General features: G+C 38.0%; 15 protein-coding genes. 6 read left to right on the top strand and 9 right to left on the bottom strand.

Annotation, left to right across the window (positions count from 1 at the left end):
* Positions 1-10: 10 nt before the first annotated feature.
* The 4 genes from ODZ84_RS20335 to ODZ84_RS20320 form a co-directional block, all read right to left on the bottom strand.
* Complete coding sequence (locus ODZ84_RS20335; RefSeq protein WP_266174229.1) at positions 11-457, bottom strand: type VI secretion system contractile sheath small subunit; 447 nt, start codon at positions 455-457, stop codon at positions 11-13.
* 253 nt (positions 458-710) lie between these two features.
* On the bottom strand, positions 711-2807 hold the full coding sequence (locus tag ODZ84_RS20330) for a M13 family metallopeptidase (protein WP_266174228.1): 2097 nt from the start codon (positions 2805-2807) through the stop codon (positions 711-713).
* Between the two features lie 240 nt (positions 2808-3047).
* A complete protein-coding gene (locus ODZ84_RS20325; protein WP_266174227.1) occupies positions 3048-5123 on the bottom strand; it encodes a M13 family metallopeptidase in 2076 nt (691 codons plus the stop codon).
* 111 nt (positions 5124-5234) lie between these two features.
* Positions 5235-6485 carry a CinA family nicotinamide mononucleotide deamidase-related protein gene (locus ODZ84_RS20320; RefSeq protein WP_266174226.1) on the bottom strand — a complete coding sequence of 417 codons (1251 nt, stop codon included), beginning with the start codon at positions 6483-6485 and terminating at the stop codon, positions 5235-5237.
* A gap of 98 nt (positions 6486-6583) precedes the next feature.
* On the opposite strand from ODZ84_RS20320, the gene ODZ84_RS20315 reads away from it, so the two are divergent.
* Positions 6584-7066: a DUF7832 domain-containing protein gene (locus ODZ84_RS20315; protein ID WP_266174225.1), complete on the top strand. Its 483-nt coding sequence runs from the start codon at positions 6584-6586 to the stop codon at positions 7064-7066.
* A 106-nt stretch (positions 7067-7172) separates the two neighbouring features.
* On the opposite strand, the gene ODZ84_RS20310 is transcribed toward ODZ84_RS20315, so the two are convergent.
* From ODZ84_RS20310 to ODZ84_RS20300, 3 genes are all read right to left on the bottom strand, one after another.
* Positions 7173-7715 (bottom strand): lipocalin family protein, encoded by a 543-nt coding sequence (locus ODZ84_RS20310; RefSeq protein ID WP_266174224.1) that lies wholly within the window; start codon positions 7713-7715, stop codon positions 7173-7175.
* Positions 7716-7800: 85 nt separating this feature from the next.
* Entirely contained in the window at positions 7801-8535 is a 735-nt protein-coding gene (locus ODZ84_RS20305; protein WP_266174223.1) for a LytR/AlgR family response regulator transcription factor, read from the bottom strand.
* Positions 8536-8636: 101 nt separating this feature from the next.
* Complete coding sequence (locus ODZ84_RS20300; RefSeq protein ID WP_266174222.1) at positions 8637-10559, bottom strand: tetratricopeptide repeat-containing sensor histidine kinase; 1923 nt, start codon at positions 10557-10559, stop codon at positions 8637-8639.
* A gap of 70 nt (positions 10560-10629) precedes the next feature.
* On the opposite strand from ODZ84_RS20300, the gene ODZ84_RS20295 reads away from it, so the two are divergent.
* From ODZ84_RS20295 to ODZ84_RS20285, 3 genes are all read left to right on the top strand, one after another.
* Entirely contained in the window at positions 10630-11559 is a 930-nt protein-coding gene (locus tag ODZ84_RS20295) for an SIMPL domain-containing protein (protein ID WP_266174221.1), read from the top strand.
* A 70-nt stretch (positions 11560-11629) separates the two neighbouring features.
* Positions 11630-11983 carry a hypothetical protein gene (locus ODZ84_RS20290; RefSeq protein WP_266174220.1) on the top strand — a complete coding sequence of 118 codons (354 nt, stop codon included), beginning with the start codon at positions 11630-11632 and terminating at the stop codon, positions 11981-11983.
* A gap of 140 nt (positions 11984-12123) precedes the next feature.
* The gene (locus tag ODZ84_RS20285; protein WP_266174219.1) at positions 12124-12801 is read left to right on the top strand and encodes an SIMPL domain-containing protein; all 678 of its coding nucleotides are present in this window, start codon (positions 12124-12126) and stop codon (positions 12799-12801) included.
* A 176-nt stretch (positions 12802-12977) separates the two neighbouring features.
* Here the strand turns inward: ODZ84_RS20285 and ODZ84_RS20280 are convergent, their stop codons facing one another.
* Positions 12978-14183 carry an NAD(P)/FAD-dependent oxidoreductase gene (locus ODZ84_RS20280; RefSeq protein WP_266174218.1) on the bottom strand — a complete coding sequence of 402 codons (1206 nt, stop codon included), beginning with the start codon at positions 14181-14183 and terminating at the stop codon, positions 12978-12980.
* 112 nt (positions 14184-14295) lie between these two features.
* Here ODZ84_RS20280 and ODZ84_RS20275 point away from each other — a divergent pair, with 112 nt between their 5' ends.
* On the top strand, positions 14296-14676 hold the full coding sequence (locus ODZ84_RS20275; protein WP_266174217.1) for a SpoIIAA family protein: 381 nt from the start codon (positions 14296-14298) through the stop codon (positions 14674-14676).
* A gap of 45 nt (positions 14677-14721) precedes the next feature.
* Here ODZ84_RS20275 and ODZ84_RS20270 read toward each other — a convergent pair whose 3' ends face one another.
* On the bottom strand, positions 14722-15921 hold the full coding sequence (locus ODZ84_RS20270) for an MFS transporter (protein WP_266174216.1): 1200 nt from the start codon (positions 15919-15921) through the stop codon (positions 14722-14724).
* A gap of 161 nt (positions 15922-16082) precedes the next feature.
* Between ODZ84_RS20270 and ODZ84_RS20265 the strand changes: the two genes are divergently transcribed.
* Entirely contained in the window at positions 16083-16937 is an 855-nt protein-coding gene (locus ODZ84_RS20265) for an AraC family transcriptional regulator (RefSeq protein WP_266174215.1), read from the top strand.
* Positions 16938-16940 lie beyond the last annotated feature (3 nt).

Here is a 16940-nt window from a genome sequence, read left to right as displayed (position 1 = left end):
AGTCTTTAAATTATTTTTCAAGTTCTTGTGCCACTTCTTTTAATACTTCTACGAATGCAGCTCTGGTCTGATCGTTTTCCAGCATATTACGCAGAATTTTATTTGTTTTCAGCTGTCGGACAATTTTGTTATACTGCTCCTGTTCCATGCTGAGGTTCTGTAAATAATCTGATTTCTGGGTAAGATTTTTCGGGGTGAAGTCCGCAAGATTCTGAAAACGGAACTCCTCTTCCACTACATTGCCGTCCTCCGTCTCGTGCTGCACGCTTACAGAAGGCTGGAAATGTTTGAAGACGTCGTCCACAGTCTTTAGTCCCGTTACAATTTCAGGAACATAAGATTCATCTGTCGTAAGCTGGCTTACAATCAGAGATTTATTCTCCTGAATTTCCTGAATAGCTTCATTAGCGTCTACTTTCACTTCGTTTCCGCCAACGCCATAATTAAACATTGCCATATTATTGTTATTTTGAGATTCTTTGTTTTGGTGTGAGTTGGTTTTATGATCATCAAATAACTGACCAATCCAATGTCTAAATTTAAAAAAAAACTGTAACATACAAAATTTTGTTAAGATTTTTCTTGAAATATTTAATACATGAACAATTCACGAATTAAATAATTAATTTATCATGTTACTAAACTAGGAAAAATAATAAAAAAACACATCATTTCTGATGTGTTTTTCTTTCTAACAATTTTGGTTTGTCTTACCAAATTTTTATTCTGTCCTGAGGTGCCTTATACATTTTGTCCCCCGGTTTGATATCGAACGCTTTTATAAACGCATCCTGATTCACCAACGGGCCGTAGGCTCTGAAAACACCTGGAGAGTGCGGATCCGTTTTTACCTGATTGATCATGTACTGATCGGTCGCTTTAGTTCTCCACACGGTCGCCCAGCTCATAAAGAATCTCTGATCCTGGGTAAACCCACTGATGAGTCCGGGATTTCCGTTATCCTTAAGATACATTTGCAGCGCATCATAGGCTACAGCAACTCCACCGAGATCACCAATATTTTCACCACTTGTAAACTTACCGTTTACAAAGCTTCCTTTTACCGGTTCATAGGCGCTGTACTGACTGGCCAGCTGCGCTACTTTCGCATCGAAATTTTTACGGTCTTCATCCGTCCACCAGTTATTTAAATTTCCGTCCCCGTCAAATCTGGATCCGCTGTCGTCAAATCCATGAGAGATTTCGTGACCGATCACGGCACCGATGCCACCGAAATTCACTGCGGCATCTGCCTTTGGATTATAGAAAGGGGGCTGGAGAATGGCTGCCGGAAAAACAATTTCATTATTTGAACCGCTGTAGTAGGCATTTACCGTCTGTGGAGTCATGCCCCACTCTGTTTTATCGACCGGTTTTCCTACTTTATCCAGACTCTTTTGGTACTGCCACGCGGCCACATTCTGAAGATTGGAATACAGTGTTGCCCCTTGCTTCGGAGACTCCACTTTTAATGGAGTATAATCCTTCCATTTGTCGGGATAAGCGATTTTCACGGTGAATTTTGATAATTTTTCCTGAGCTTTTACTTTTGTAACTGGAGACATCCAATCCATATCATTAATGTGGGTCTTGAATGATTTTAAAATATACTGGATATAAGTCTCCATCTGCGCTTTTGCTTCAGGAGTAAAATATTTCTCAACATATAATTTTCCGAATGCTTCTCCCAAAACGCCGTTGACAAGAGACAGACCTCTTTTATTCATCGGACGCTGCTCTTTCTGTCCCTGAAGATATTTTGCATAGAAGTCAAATCTTATCTGCTCCAAATTTTCATCTAAATTGCTGGCATTACCGTTAATTAAATGATATTTGAGATAATCTTTCAGCAAAGGGAGATTTTTCTGGGTTAGGAACTGATCCATATTCTGATAATACTTCAATTCCCCGACGATTACTTTATCTGTTTTTACGCCGGCATCTGTCAGATATTTTGCAAGATTTACATTTTTCACCAGGGCAGGCAGCTCAGCCACTGTCTTAGGATTGTATCTTAGATTCGCATCCCTGTTTTGCTCAAGGGTCAGTAAATAATTAGCCAGCTGCTTTTCAAAATCCACTACGTTTTTAGCAGCTGCATCTGATTTTTTATATCCTAAAACCCCGAATAATTTTCCTACATAGGTTTGGTATTCTGCAAGAGTTTTGGTATTGGCTTCATTTACTTTCTGGTAATAATCTCTTCCTAATCCGAGATCCGGACCGCCAAGATAGACGGCATTCATCGTAGAATTTTTCATATCGGCACCCACTCTCCATCCATAAAAAGAGTTGTCACCCAACCTGGTCGCTTCCAAAAGATATTTCTGAAGATCATTAAGATTTTTAATGGCGTCAATTTTAGCCAGATCTCCTTTTATAGGTGCTAAGCCTTCGGCATTTCTCTTTGACGTATCCATAAAAGAGGCATACAGGTTCTGAATTTTTTGTCCTTCAGAGCCTTCCGCATAAGATTCGGACAAAATTTTGTTCAGGATATCTAAAGAGGCGTCATCTACATTTTCTCTTAATGCATTGAAGGAGCCCCAATTCGCTTTATCAGCAGGAATCTGAGTAGTTTTCACCCAGTTTCCATTAACGTAGCTAAAAAAGTCATCCTGTGGGCGAACGCTTTTATCCATATAAGATAAAGTGATTCCCTCCTCTTTTACTTCTTCCTTTTTCACTGGTTCTGCAACGGCTACTGAGGTTTCAGCATTGGTACTGCCGGTTGTTTTTGTCGCACCACACGAGTTTAAGAATACCAGCCCGGAAAAGGCAAGTATTCCGATATTCAGCTTTTTCATTAGTGATAATTTTTGATTTTACACAAACTTACCAAATATACGAATTCTGATGAATTATTTTAAGAGTAAGTAATAAGTTGTTAATGATGAATTATAAGTTAGTAATTATGATTGAAAAAAAGCACATAAAAGTGTAGATGGAGATAAATTCTTAACGTATTGCTGATCATATCTTATGCATAACTTTTGAACAAAAAAACCGCTCATTTCTGAACGGTTTCTGTTATTATCGGGTATTGATTACCAGATTTTAATTCTGTCCTGAGGAGCTTTGTATAATTTGTCACCCGGTTTCACATCAAACGCTTTGTAGAAAGCATCAACATTGGATAACGGCCCAAAACTTCTGAAATATCCCGGAGAATGCGGATCTGTTTTCACCTGGTTTACCATATATTTTTCACTTGATAATGTTCTCCATACGGTTGCCCAGCTTAAGAAGAATCTCTGATCCTGAGTGTAACCACTGATGGAACCAGGGTTGCCTTTATCTTTCAGATACATCTGAAGTGCGTCATAAGCGATGTTCACCCCGCCTAAGTCAGCAATATTTTCCCCGTTCGTGAACGTTCCGTTAACGTTGGTTCCTTTTACAGGCTCATATTTGTCGTATTGAGAAGCAAGCGCTTTGGTCGCTTTTTCGAAGTTGGCTTTATCTTCAGGAGTCCACCAGTCTACTAAATTCCCATCTGCATCGAACTGTGCACCTGAATCATCAAATCCGTGGCTCATTTCGTGACCGATTACAGCACCGATTCCTCCGAAATTAACGGCAGCATCTGCTTTAGGATTAAAGAAAGGAGGCTGAAGGATAGCAGCCGGGAATACGATTTCGTTGTTTACCGGGTTGTAGTAAGCATTAACCGTCTGTGGAGTCATTCCCCACTCCGATTTATCCACCGGCTTTCCGATTTTGGCTAAATCCTTATTATACTGCCACTCTCCGATATTCTGAAGGTTGGAATACAAATTTCCGCCTTTAGCTTCGGATACGATGTTTAATTTGGAATAATCTTTCCATTTGTCCGGATAAGCTACTTTCACTGTAAATTTGTTCAGTTTCGTCAAAGCTTTTTCCTTTGTCGTCGCTGACATCCATGTTAAACCATTGATGTGAACAGCAAAACTTTTCTTTAAATAGTCAATAAGTTCAACCATCTGCGCTTTAGCTTCTGCCGGAAAATATTTTTCAACATACAGCTTTCCGAAAGCCTCACCCAAAGAACCGTTGATCAGCTCATATCCTCTTTTGTTTAACGCTCTCTGCTCCTGCTGACCTCTTAAATATTTACCGTAGAAAGCAAATTTCATGTCTCCTAACTTCTGGCTCAGGTAAGAAGCGCTTCCGTGGATCATGTGGAATTTAAGGTAATCCTTAATGACAGGAAGATTCTCTGTACTGATAAATTTATCTAAGTTTTTATAGTATCCAAGTTCTCCGATAATTACTTTATCGGTGTTTACCCCCACCGCTTTAAGATAAGCAGGAAGGTTTACGTTTTTCACCAAAGCGGAAAGTTGAGCCATGGTTTCAGGATTGTACTGCAGGGTGTTATCACGACTCTGCTCGTTTGTAAGGTAAGTCTGGGCAATACTTTTTTCGTAATCTACGATACCTTTTGCAGCAGCCTCAGCATTTTTGTATCCTAATTCTTTCAGCATAGAAGCTACATACTTCTGATATTCAGCAATAGCTTCGGTATTTTTTTCGTTTACTTTCTGGTAATAATCTCTTCCTAAACCGAGAGAAGCATTGCCTAAGTAAACAGCATTCATTTTAGAATCTTTCAAATCTGCGTCCACTCCCCACGCGTAGAAAGTGTTTTCGCCCTCTTTCGTCACAGAAGTAAGATAATTCTGAAGATCCGTAAGATTTTTAATCGCATCGATCTTGCTGATATTTTCCTGAATAGGCTTTATGCCGTCTGCATTTCTCTTATCCATATTCATGTACGTAGCGTACAGATCCTGGATCTTTTTACCTTCGGTTCCTGCTTCGAATTTATCTTTCAGAAGGGAATTCAGGATCGTCATTGAATTATTATCTGTATCATCAGCCAGTTTGTTGAAACTTCCCCAGGTTGGTTTATCAGAAGGAATTTTGGCTGTCTTCATCCACGTACCGTTCACGTAGTTGTAAAAATCATCTTGCGGACGAACAGATTTGTCCATATATTTCAGTTCTAAACCTTTATCTGAAGCACCGGTTTTATCAGCAATAGCCAACGCTGCTTTATTTGATTTAGACTGAGCATTCACCAGATTCAGTGAACAAACTCCTGCTAATAAAAACAAGGAAAGAGTTAATTTTTTCATTATGATAACAATTTATACAATAGGTATATTATTTTTTTATTTTGTTACGGGTTATTTTTAATTTTTTCAAATGGATTTCAGCAGAAAAACAACCGTATTTATTTCAGTAAATTATTTACCGATTAAAATCCCAACCAGATCCTGAATGATTTTCTGAGAGACGAAATACATAAAATCCTGTCTTTCCAGATGAGGCATATATAATTTTGAAGTAACTTCTTTGTCGTGAACTCTTATGGTGTAGAAAACAGTTCCGATCTCGTTTCCGTCCTCGCCTTTTCCGGGCCCCGCCACTCCTGTGGTAGATAACGAGATATCTGTTCCGAAGAGATCCTGGCATCCTTTTGCCATTTCCGTTGCCACCTGCTCGCTGACTACGGTAAATTCGTCTACAGTTTCTTTTTTTACTTTTAAAATCTTAATTTTCTTTTCCGTAGCATAAGGAACGACACCTCCTAAAAAATATTTTGAACTTCCGGAATTTGAGGTGATCATTCTCGCGAGTTCCCCGCCTGTACAGCTTTCTGCGGTAGAAACAGTCATTTTTCTTTCGTTCAGGATCTCGCCGAGAATTTTATCTATTTTATCTTCAGAAGTTGCAAAAATATGATCACCAATGATGGGAAACAGCTTCTGGATTTCTGTTTCCAACAGTTTCTGCAAAATGCTTTCGTCCTCTCCACTTGCCGTTAACCGCAGCTTGACACGCGTTCCCACCGGAAGATAAGACAGGGCCAGGTTTCCGGGTAAGGCCAGTTCCCAGCTTTCAATCGTATCTGCCAGAATACTTTCAGGAATTCCTACTACAGAAACAATTCTTGTTGAAATATAACTGAGGTTAAATTTTTCTTTTAAATAGGGAATAATCTGATCTTTTATCAGCGGTTTCACTTCATACGGCACCCCCGGGAGACTAAACAGGAGTTTCCCGTCCTGCTCCATCATCATACAGGGTGCGGTCCCGAAATGATTTTGAAATACCGTAGACTTCGTAGGCACAAAAGCCTGCTCACGGTTCCTTTCCAGGATTTCCAATCTTCCCCGTTTTTCCATATAAGCTTTCAGATGATTAAAAGTAGCCTCATCCAGTGCAATTTCATCATGAAAAAATTCAGCGATGGCTTTTTTTGTTTTATCATCTCTGGTAGGCCCCAAACCGCCCGTTGTAATGATCAGGTCACCTGTTGCAAGGGCAGATTCCAGCGTATTTTTTATGGTTTCAATTTCATCTGAAATGGTTAAAATCTGAGAAACTTTTATTCCGATATTCTTGAGTTCAGTGGCAATAAAATTAGAATTGGTATCCACCGTGTTTCCGGAAAGGATCTCATCACCAATTGTAATTAAAACGGCATTTTCCATAATTTTTTCGAAAATTTCTCCTGCAAATGACGGCAATTTCCTGCTGACGGACAATATAAATTGATTTTTTTTATTTTTGAAGTAAATTGTTTAAAACTATGACGAAATATGATGATGCCTCATGGCACTACAGTGGAGATTTTCCCGGCGAACTTCCGATAAAAAATGGTGCAACTCATACCGGAATGTTTCTCAACTGGTGTATTGCCAACGGGTTTATTTCTGATGAGATGAAAGAGGATGCTGAAGAAGGAATTGAAAAACTAAAAAGAAGAGACATTACCGGGGCAGAATTTGTAATGGACTTCTGCGATGGAAAATTTTCTGAATATGATCTGAATGACCTGGGAAACAGCTTTGCCCAAGATTATTATGCTGATGACACTGAATTCGGAAATAAATTCAGTTCTTTTGCGGACGATTACATCAATCTTTTTGACGCCAAAGCAGAAGAAAAGGACTTTGAATACGAGACATTTTACCATATTGAAGATACTTGGGAAAACTACGATCTCATGAAACAGATGATTGATCACCGCTTTCAGGAATGGAAGGAATATAAAGCGCAGATGCTGAATTAAGGATGGGCCTTTAATCTTTATAATAAAGAAACCTTATAGGTTTTTAAAACCTATAAGGTTTGAATATCCAACATTGACTGTCAATACTATGATTACGCGTAATGAACTATTGATTGTGTTTTACCCAGATCAGTTCATCTGTATTGTATCCTATATTTTTTGCTTTTTCCAGGAATCTCTGTTTGATGCTTTCCGGAATTTCAGGGTTTCTGGATAAGATCCAGATATATTTCAGGCTATTTCCTACGACCAGGGCATATTGATAATTCTCATCAATATCAATCACATTATATCCTGCCCAGATGGGTTTAAAAAATGAAACCTTTAACCGGGCTTCGGTTTTTTCATTGACAAATTTAGCCTCGCCAACGGACTCTTTCCATTCTTTTTTTACATAATTATATCCCCTGTTCTGTACTTTAATTGTTCCGTCAGGATTTAATGAATACGTAGCGGTGACATTATCCATATCTCTTTCAAATTTATAATCGAAACGGGCAATTTCGTACCATTGGCCCAGATATTTATCTGCATTAAAGTTACTGACGGCTACTGCTCCTTTAGGAATACCTACCGAACAGGAATTTAAAATCATTAATCCTAAAACACCCAAGGTGACAGGAATGGCAATTTTTTTAAAAGTATTCATAATAATAGATGTTTGTGGTAATCATGAAAGCTTCAAAAATAATGCCTGAAATGGCAGTGGCCATCAGACAGCCGTTTTAAGTTTTTTAAGAAAAAATCTTTAAAAAATGGTCTTTAAAACTTCCGGAAATTTCGATTTCCGTGCTGTCGGAAAGAGTGGCTGTTCCGCTTTTATGATATGATTTCACAAAATTGGTATTGATAATATGGGAACGGTGAACTCTTACAAAGGGATTTTCCAGCAGGTCATCAAAATGTTTTAAAAACCTGCAGACCATTTTCTTAGAGCCATCGGTAAGATAAACCTGTGTAAAGTTCCCGTCAGCCTGCAGCCTTAGAATATCTTCTGTCTTTACCACATCGAAACCCTGCAAAGTCGGCAATATCAGTTGTTGTTTTTCAGGTTTTAATTTTAAATTTTCCAGAAGAATTTTATTGCGGTTCAGTTCTTCTTTACTTTCAATGCTTTCAGCCACTTTATTTACTGCCAAGATCAGCTCCTGGATATCAATAGGCTTCAGAATATAATAACTTGCAGACTTATTCAGTGCCTGTAGAGAGTATTGTGAAAATGCCGTGATAAAAATTGTTTCATAAGAAAATTCTTTTGTCGCTTCCAATACATCAAAAGCATTTCCAAACGGCATTTCAACATCCAGAAATACCAGCTGCGGCTGCTTTTCGGTAATTAATGGGACGGCTTCCTTTATATTTTCCGCTTCCCCTATAATTTCAATCTGCGGACAGTATTTGGTAAGATAGTTCCTCAGAACATCCCGGGCAATGAATTCATCATCTACAATTACGGATCGTATCTTCATATTTTTTCTGGTTAAGCTTATTATCGATTACATCTTTTCAGTCTTCGTCACTTCCTGCCTGACGGTGAAGGTAACTTTAGTTTTAATTAAAGAGGATAAACCTATTTTTCTGATGTCAAACTGATTCTGATCGTCACTTCCACTCCTTTATTGTTTTCTTTGTCATTGATCGTGCACATAATATCATTTTTATACAAATCATTCAGCAGCTGAATACGTTCCAGTGTATTTTTCATACCGCGGCCTTCCCTGCTTTTCTGATGAGTGGTTTTCTGTTTCTTACTTTCTTTAATTCCTATACCGTTGTCTTCAATGGTAATCTTCAGATGCTGACGGTCTTTTTCAAAGATTAATTTTAAAAAGCCTTTGGTTGTTCTGTACCGGAGTCCGTGCCAGATCGCATTTTCCAGAAACGGCTGTATCAACATTCCGGGAACTTTTAAACTCTGTATATTCAGGTCTTCATCAAATATAATTTCGTAATCGAATTTATCTGCAAACCGTGTTTTTTCAAGGGCCAGATAATTCTGAAGCAGATCCAGTTCCTGCTGAAACGGTATAAAATCCTCGGTAGAGTTCTCCATTACGCCACGCATTAATTTTGAAAATCTCGTTAAATACAGATTCGCCTCGAGCTCATTATTCGTAGCAATAAAATGATTAACACTGTTTAAGCTGTTAAAAATAAAATGAGGATTCATCTCCCGGCGTAGAGACTGTAAAGCGATCTTTTTATTTTTGACCTGAACTTTTTTTAATGTCCTGAAAATAAAGATGACCAAAACCGATAAGACGGCCAAAACTCCGATTAAACTGTAGTTGAAAACATTCTTTTTCCGGAGAAGCTCGTCTTTCAGCGACCTTTCTTTTTCCAGTTGTGAAATTCTCTCTTCGGTATCTTCCAGAATCTTCTGGTCTACCAGGCTTTTATCTTTTGACACCAATTCCGGCAGTTTTCCGAGAAAATCACGGTACAGTCTCACTGAAGCGTCTGTATTCTGTGAAAGAGCGTAAAGGCTGTCAAGTCTTTTAACACTTTTCTGCGCTTCCAGGGTGTGTCCTTTCTGTAAAGCAATTCCGTATGCATTCTTCAGTAAACCGATGGCTTCTTCAGGATCATTTTTTTTAATGTAAATATCTGCCAGTTCCTGAATCTGATTGACATTTTCCCGGGAATCTTCCTGCACAAAATTCTCTTTCAGTACCTTCTCTTTAGTTTCTATGGCTTTGTCAAACTTTTTGTTCTTGACATAAAAATCCGTCAATTTCTGACTAATCTCCAAAGCCTGCTGTGGCGCTTCTGCTTTGGAAATCTTATAGGCATTTTTTAAGTTTTCTTCTGCTTTCGGAATATTTTTTTCCTGAATGTTAACCTCTGCCATCTGGCTGTAACCTGCTGCAAGATCAGCTTTATTGTTCTCTTTCTTACTGATTTCGATATTACTCTGAATTGCCTCCGTTTTTACCTCTTTAGAAGCTGAAGAGAGTCTTGCTGCGTCGTTGGAATTAATGGTTTTGCCTTTTTCGGAGTAATTGATTTCTGCTGCCCGGCTGTAATTGCTGATCGCAGGTGCTATTTTATTTTGATTTTCCTGAGACCGGGCCAGTTTCCGGCTAACTTTTTCGATATTGGATTTATCATTCAGTTTTTCGTAGATGTTCTTAGCACGGGTATAATATTCTTCACTTTTAGAAAAGTTTCCGTCATTAAAAAATGTTTCCCCGATCCGGAAATAGGAATCGGCCTGAGCAGACTCATTTTTGCTGTCAACGGCTGTTTTCAGTTTTTTAGACTGTATCTGAACATCATACACCACGTCATTTCTGGTCTGAGAATATAAATTATCCACAAAAAGGAAGAACAGAACGATCACAAAAAGCTGGAGCATTTTCATAAAACAAAGATATGCATATATCCAGACTGCCCAAGAACTATTCACCAAGTGAAAAGCTGTTTTCACCAAGTTCAGATATTTTCCGGCTGCTTTCCGGGCTATGTTTGCGGCTGTAATTAAATTAATCATTATGAAAAACATGGTATGCTTAGCTTCGGCTTTATTATTTCAGTGCTCTTATTCACAAATATCGGGGAATATGAATTACAGAAATCAGGTTCAGTATTCTGACAGCAATATTAATATAGGAACTCCCGCCGTAAATCCAGTCATCAATGAAAATATAATCAGTGTAAAAGCATTGGCCAATATAAAAGCCGAGCAGTATGTGGCTATTTTCAGTATAACGCAGGTAGGAGGAAGTGCTGAAGAAGTTAATGATTTAATTGATCAGCGCATTAATACTTCACTGGCCGGAATAAAAACAATGAAAGGTGTCGAAGCGTATATTGATATGATCTCTTTTGTTCCCGTTTATCAGTATAATGTGGAGAAGAAAATATTCAGTAAAAAAACATATAATGAAGTTCCGGCTGGATTTGAACTGAAGAAAAACATACACATCCGGTTTACGGATCCTTCCCAGATGAATGAATTTATTTCTGTTTTATCCAAAAATGAAATTTATGATCTTGTACGGGTAGATTATTTTTCAACAACGATTGAAGCGGTCAGAAAAGAGCTGATGAACAAAGCAAAAGCTGCTCTTCAGGAAAAAGTAAAAAATTTTGAATCCCTGCTTGGCGAAAGCTTTACTACAGCAACGAAAAATATCAGTGACGGGTACCGGGTTTCACTTCCCACAGAGATGTACAAATCTTATGAAGCCTACAACAGTTCATCCATGGCACTGAGCAAATTTTCAAATATAAGCCAGGCTAATAAATCTACCACTTCTTATTACCAGCCGATTTTAGATAAAGAATTTGATTTTGTCATTAATCCTGTGATTCATGAACCTGTTATCCAGGTGATGTATGAAGTAAAACTCACGATCAGCAGAGAAAAAGAGAAGGAAAAAGACAAAAATTCAAAAACAAACCCTTTGGAAAATAAAGAAATCAACCATTATATCCTGGTCACTCCGACCGGAGAAGTGAAGAATTTAAACCTCCTCGCAAAACCTTAATATTTATTGAAATTTCGTTAACAGTCAACGCATTATAATTAGCTACATTTGTGAATACACGACTATTACTATGAAAAAAAACTCACACTTTCTTGTTTTATCATTTCTGTTTCTTCAAAGCTGTTCATTTCTTGAGCAAAACAGATTTATTGAAACCAAAGTTATTTCCAACTCCCTGAATGAGCAGATTATTTACAGATATTACCAGACGGGCCTGAACGACTATAAAGTAGATTTTTATTCTGTCAGTCAGTCGGATTCCGTAAAACTGTTTGAACATTTTGTAAATGATGCTCTTTTCAGTGCCAGTACCTATCGGATCTCCGAGCATGATAATGAAATCACCATCAGAACAAAATTATTCGCAAAAGAGAAAAAACTCATCACCCGGAACGGAAAATCGATCATTATGACTAACCGGTAATAAAAAAAGTTCTCAGGGACTATTTTTTATTAAGTTTAAAGATTCACCAAGTCAAACTTCCCTTTCACCAAGTCTCCGAAATTTCATCTGTGATTCTGAGTAATTTTACTTCAGAAGTTTAAAATTTAAAACAAAATAGTATGAAATTGAAACATTTTTTATTGATGGGATTATTAACCTTTGGGAGTCTTATCAATGCACAGGAAATGAAAAAAAACGCAATCGAAGTAACAGGTGTTGCCGAAATGGAAGTAGAACCGGATGAAATCATCTTTTCAATCGCAATAAAAGCAGATAATAAGAATGAGCTCGCGGATCATGAAAAAAAATTATTTGAGACATTAAAAAATGACGGTGTTAAAAATGAAGACATCAAATTTAAATCCATGTACCAGAACCTGTATTCAAAGACGGTGAAGTTTACGAAAAATTTTCAGTTTAAAGCCAGTGCAAAAACCAATATCAGTAAACTTTTTGAAGATTTAAATCAAAAGTGGGTTACTCAACTGAATATTTCAGAGGTTAAAAATACCAGAATCGCAGATTTCAGAAAAACAGTCAAGGTCAATGCTTTAAAAGCAGCCAAAGAGAAAGCAGACTATCTTCTGGAGAGCATCGGTAAAAAAACCGGAAATCCGATCGAGATCGTGGAGATCGAAGATTATATGAGCGACACGGTTGTTCCCATGGCTTATAAATCAGTAAAAATGAGCAATGTTCAGCTTGAATCTGCGGATACGGGAGTAGATTATTCTTTCGAAAACATCGAAAATATTAAGCTGAAGTACAGCATTAAAACCAAATATGAAATCCTTTAAAGAAAGGCGTTAATGTATATGATAGTCAGGATTCAAATAATGGTAACGACAGGTGATCTTAAATGAACACTTATCGAAAATCTTCAGCAGTAAAAACAGCTTATGTAGTGAACCGGTGATCAGTTGATCACCGGTTTTAGTTTGGGCGGCGGCTTTGCCGCCGCCCAAACTAAAACCTATCGTCCGAACTTAAAATACGGACTCAGTTTATGTTTCTTATTTTTCATAAAAGCGGACGCCATTTCCATTCCGGTAACGGAAAATGTAATTCCATTTCCTCCGAAGCCTAAAACGAAATACGAATTTTTAAAATGTTCGTGTTCTCCAATATAGGGGAGCCCGTCTTTAGTTTCTCCGAACGTTCCGGCCCAGACAAAATCGGTATAGAATTTAAAATCAGGTTTTATCTTTTTTAATGTCCTCAGAATTTCCTTTTCTTTTTTACGAAGTGAGGCATCCCGTTTTTCCGGGTTTATAAAATCCTCATCTCTTCCGCCTATCAGAAGCCTGTTATCATCTGTAGTTCTCATGTACATATAGGGTGCATCCGTATTCCAGACCAGTGTATTTTCAATATTCTTAAAAATAGCGGTATCTATTTCCGAAACCGTGGCAAATGTACTTTTAAGATTTACAAAGTCTTCCTTGATAAGCGTGGTACTTTCATAGCCGACACAATAAATAATTTTTTTCGCTTTAATATTGAAGCCGTGTTCTGTAAGGGCAAAATTATATCCTTTGAGGTACTTTACGGATTTTATTTCTGTTTTATCAAAAATTTTCAGCCCTTTGTTCCTGTTAAATCTCAACAATTCATGGGCAAACTTAAAGGCATCGATACTGGCGCCCTGTTTAGATAAAATGCCGCCATAGGTATTCTGCAGGGTAAATCTTTCTTCAATATCTCCAGGTTCAAGCCAGCTCACCTCAAATCCTGTTTTTTTTCTTATTTCATATTCTTTAATCAGCCAGGAGACGTCTTTTTTTCTGGAAGCAAAATACAGTGACTGCTTTCTCCTAAATCCTGCTCGGGATTTTATTTCTTTGGTAAGCATTTCAAGATCATCAATAGATTTTGAGCAGGCTTTGTAACTTTCGCACGCGCCTTTTTCACCTATTAATTCTGTAAGTTTATATAATGGAACATCAATTTCATACTGCAGCATAGAAGTAGTAGTGGAAGTGCTTCCGTTGCAGATCTCACGTTTATCGATAATTATTGTATGATAACCGTCTTTCATCATCTGATGGGCTATAAGGCTGCCGGTGATTCCTCCTCCGATAATAAGAACATCGCATTCTTCATCAGATTTCAGAGAGGGGTATGAAGAAACAAGACCGTTTTTGAGTAGCCAAAAAGGTTCGTTCGATCTAAGATTCATAGGAATATTATTTACTACGGATTATCAATAATCACGCCTTTCGCCTATAGAATTTAATCTTGGTTTAATTTTTGTTATCTCACTATCACCAAAACCACATAAATATACTATTATGATAAATATTATTCCAGAAGCTCCTGAAAATGTTGCTGCGTTCAACGCAACAGGAGAAGTAACCAGAGAAGATTTTGAAAATCTTGTAGTCCCTCGTGTAAATCAGAAGGTAGATGAATACGGCGAGCTTAATTATCTTCTGTACCTAGACACAGACCTTGATCAGTTTACCATGGGAGCATGGCTGCAGGATGCACTTTTGGGATTGAAAAATCTTACGAAATGGAACCGTGCTGCTATTGTTACAGACAAACAGGGTGTACAGAATTTCACTGATATTTTCAGTGTTGTGATGCCCGGAGAATTTAAATCTTTCCCTAAAGAAAACTTATACAATGCCCTTTACTGGTGTAAAAACGGCAATGAGGTAGAGGCTTAGACCTTAGATCTGTTACAAAAAAAGAGAAGCCTGATGCTTCTCTTTTTATTGATCACAAGTGATACATTCCGATTCGGTAATTTGATCCGGAGATTTTGATCCGTATTTATATTTATAGCGTAAAGCGATTACCAAACCTATAAAGGTCATTACAACTCCTACTAATGAAGGGTAATTATAAGAATATCCCTGTTCCAAAGGGATTCCTCCCAAAAATGCACCCATCGCATTGGCAATATTGAACGCTGCCTGCATAAACGCCGCTGCCATCATTTCACTTTTGGGGGCTGCTTTCATCATCATGATGTTAATAGGGGCTGCTACAGACATGGATAATGCTCCACAGATGAAAGTTAAGGCCAAAGATATATTCTGATATTCTGCCAATAAAAATACACCCGCCAGGGAAACCATCATCAGAAAAAGCAATAAGGCACATGTTTTTTCCGGACTTAAACGGTCTGACAAATATCCGCCTGCCAGATTTCCTACCACCATCCCGGCTCCGGCAAGAATCATGACGTACGCCATATGACTTTCTTTAATTCCTGAAATTACCGTCATCAAAGGCGTAATATAACTGAACCAGGTAAAAAGCCCTCCGAATCCGATGGCTGTAATCATTAATACCAGCCATGCCTGCTTTTTCTTAAGAAACTTCAGCTCCTCCTTAAAATGGGTATTCTGATTGGCTTCCATAACCGGAAGCCAAAGTTTTAAAGACAGCAATGCTAATAATCCAATTATACCAACAATGGCAAAATACCATCTCCAGTGAAAGGTATGCCCGATATAAGTCACCAAAGGAACCATCGCAAGATTCGCAATGGTAAGCCCTGTGAACATGAGTGAAATATAAAAAGCCTCTTTCCCCTTCCCTGCCATTCTTGCAGCAACTACCGTTCCGACACCGAAAAACGCACCATGGGGCAAACCTGAAAGAAATCTGATCACCAGCATGGACGTGTAATCCGGGGCAATCGCCGACAAGGCATTGAATATCGTAAAAATGACCATCAGCGCAATGAGAACTTTTTTAGGGGCAAATTTCACGGAATATCCGATTAAAAGAGGTGCTCCGATCACTACTCCCAATGCATACGCAGAAATCAGGTGGCCCGCTTCAGGAATGGAAATCTGCAAAGATTTTGCAATATCCGGCAATAGTCCCATCACGGTAAATTCTGTCGTTCCGATTCCCAATCCGCCTATTGCCAGCGGTATTATTCTTTTATCAATCCCCATTTTATTTCTTTTTGTAATGGTGCTGTAATGTTCAGCACTTTTTTGAAGATGCAAAAGTCGGCAGAAATAAGCAGTTATACTTTAACAGAAATGATATAAATTTGCTCTGTATTAACCTTTTCGATTAATTTTACCATTCTAATTCATCAAAATAAAGCGTAATGAAAATTCAGAAGGAAATCATAGAGTTCGAAGAAGGGAAATCATTCAGACTTTTTTCACCTTCCATGAAAAACTGCTTTTTCTGGCATCATCATCCGGAAATCGAGCTTGTCTACGTGGAAGCATCCAACGGGATCCGACATGTGGGAAAAAATATTTCTGATTTTACGGAAAGTGATTTATTGCTCATCGGTTCCAATGTTCCCCATTTAAATTTCGATTACCGTATTCAGACAGAATGCAGGCAGCTGGTGCTGCAGATGCGTGAAAATTTCCTTCAGGAGCTTATTTTCCCTGTTCCCGAATTTGATGATATCAAAAAATTGCTGGAACGCTCTTATCTGGGGTTGTCATTTTTCGGTGAGACCAAAAAAAATATTGTTGAAAAACTTCACATTCTGAAAAATAAAAACTCCTTTGATTCTTTTATTGGTTTAATTGAAATTTTACAGATTCTTGCCCATTCGGATGAGGTAAAAGAACTGAATGTAGAAGATACGAGAATCAAATGGTTTTTAAATGACAAAATCAGGATGGGAACGATCTACGATTATATTCATGAAAATTATGATAAAAGCCCGGATGTAAATACCATTGCTGAAAACGTCAGTCTGAGCACGCCCGCTTTCTGCCGGTATTTCAAGAAACAGACGAATATAACTTTTACGGATTTTGTCAATAATTACAGAATCAATCAGGCAAAACTGTTACTGCTCCAAAACTCCTGCGTAACAGAAGTCTGTTTCCAGGTGGGTTTTGAAAGTCTTTCTTATTTTAATAAACTCTTTAAAAGGTATATCGGTGAGACGCCTTCTGCGTTTAAGAAAAGACACCTGAGTAGGGTTGAATCTTAGGGA

The organism is Chryseobacterium fluminis (assembly GCF_026314945.1).
Lineage (GTDB): Bacteria > Bacteroidota > Bacteroidia > Flavobacteriales > Weeksellaceae > Chryseobacterium > Chryseobacterium fluminis.
The sequence above is the reverse complement of the archived record's forward strand: the minus strand, read 5'-3'. Positions and strand labels throughout refer to the sequence as shown.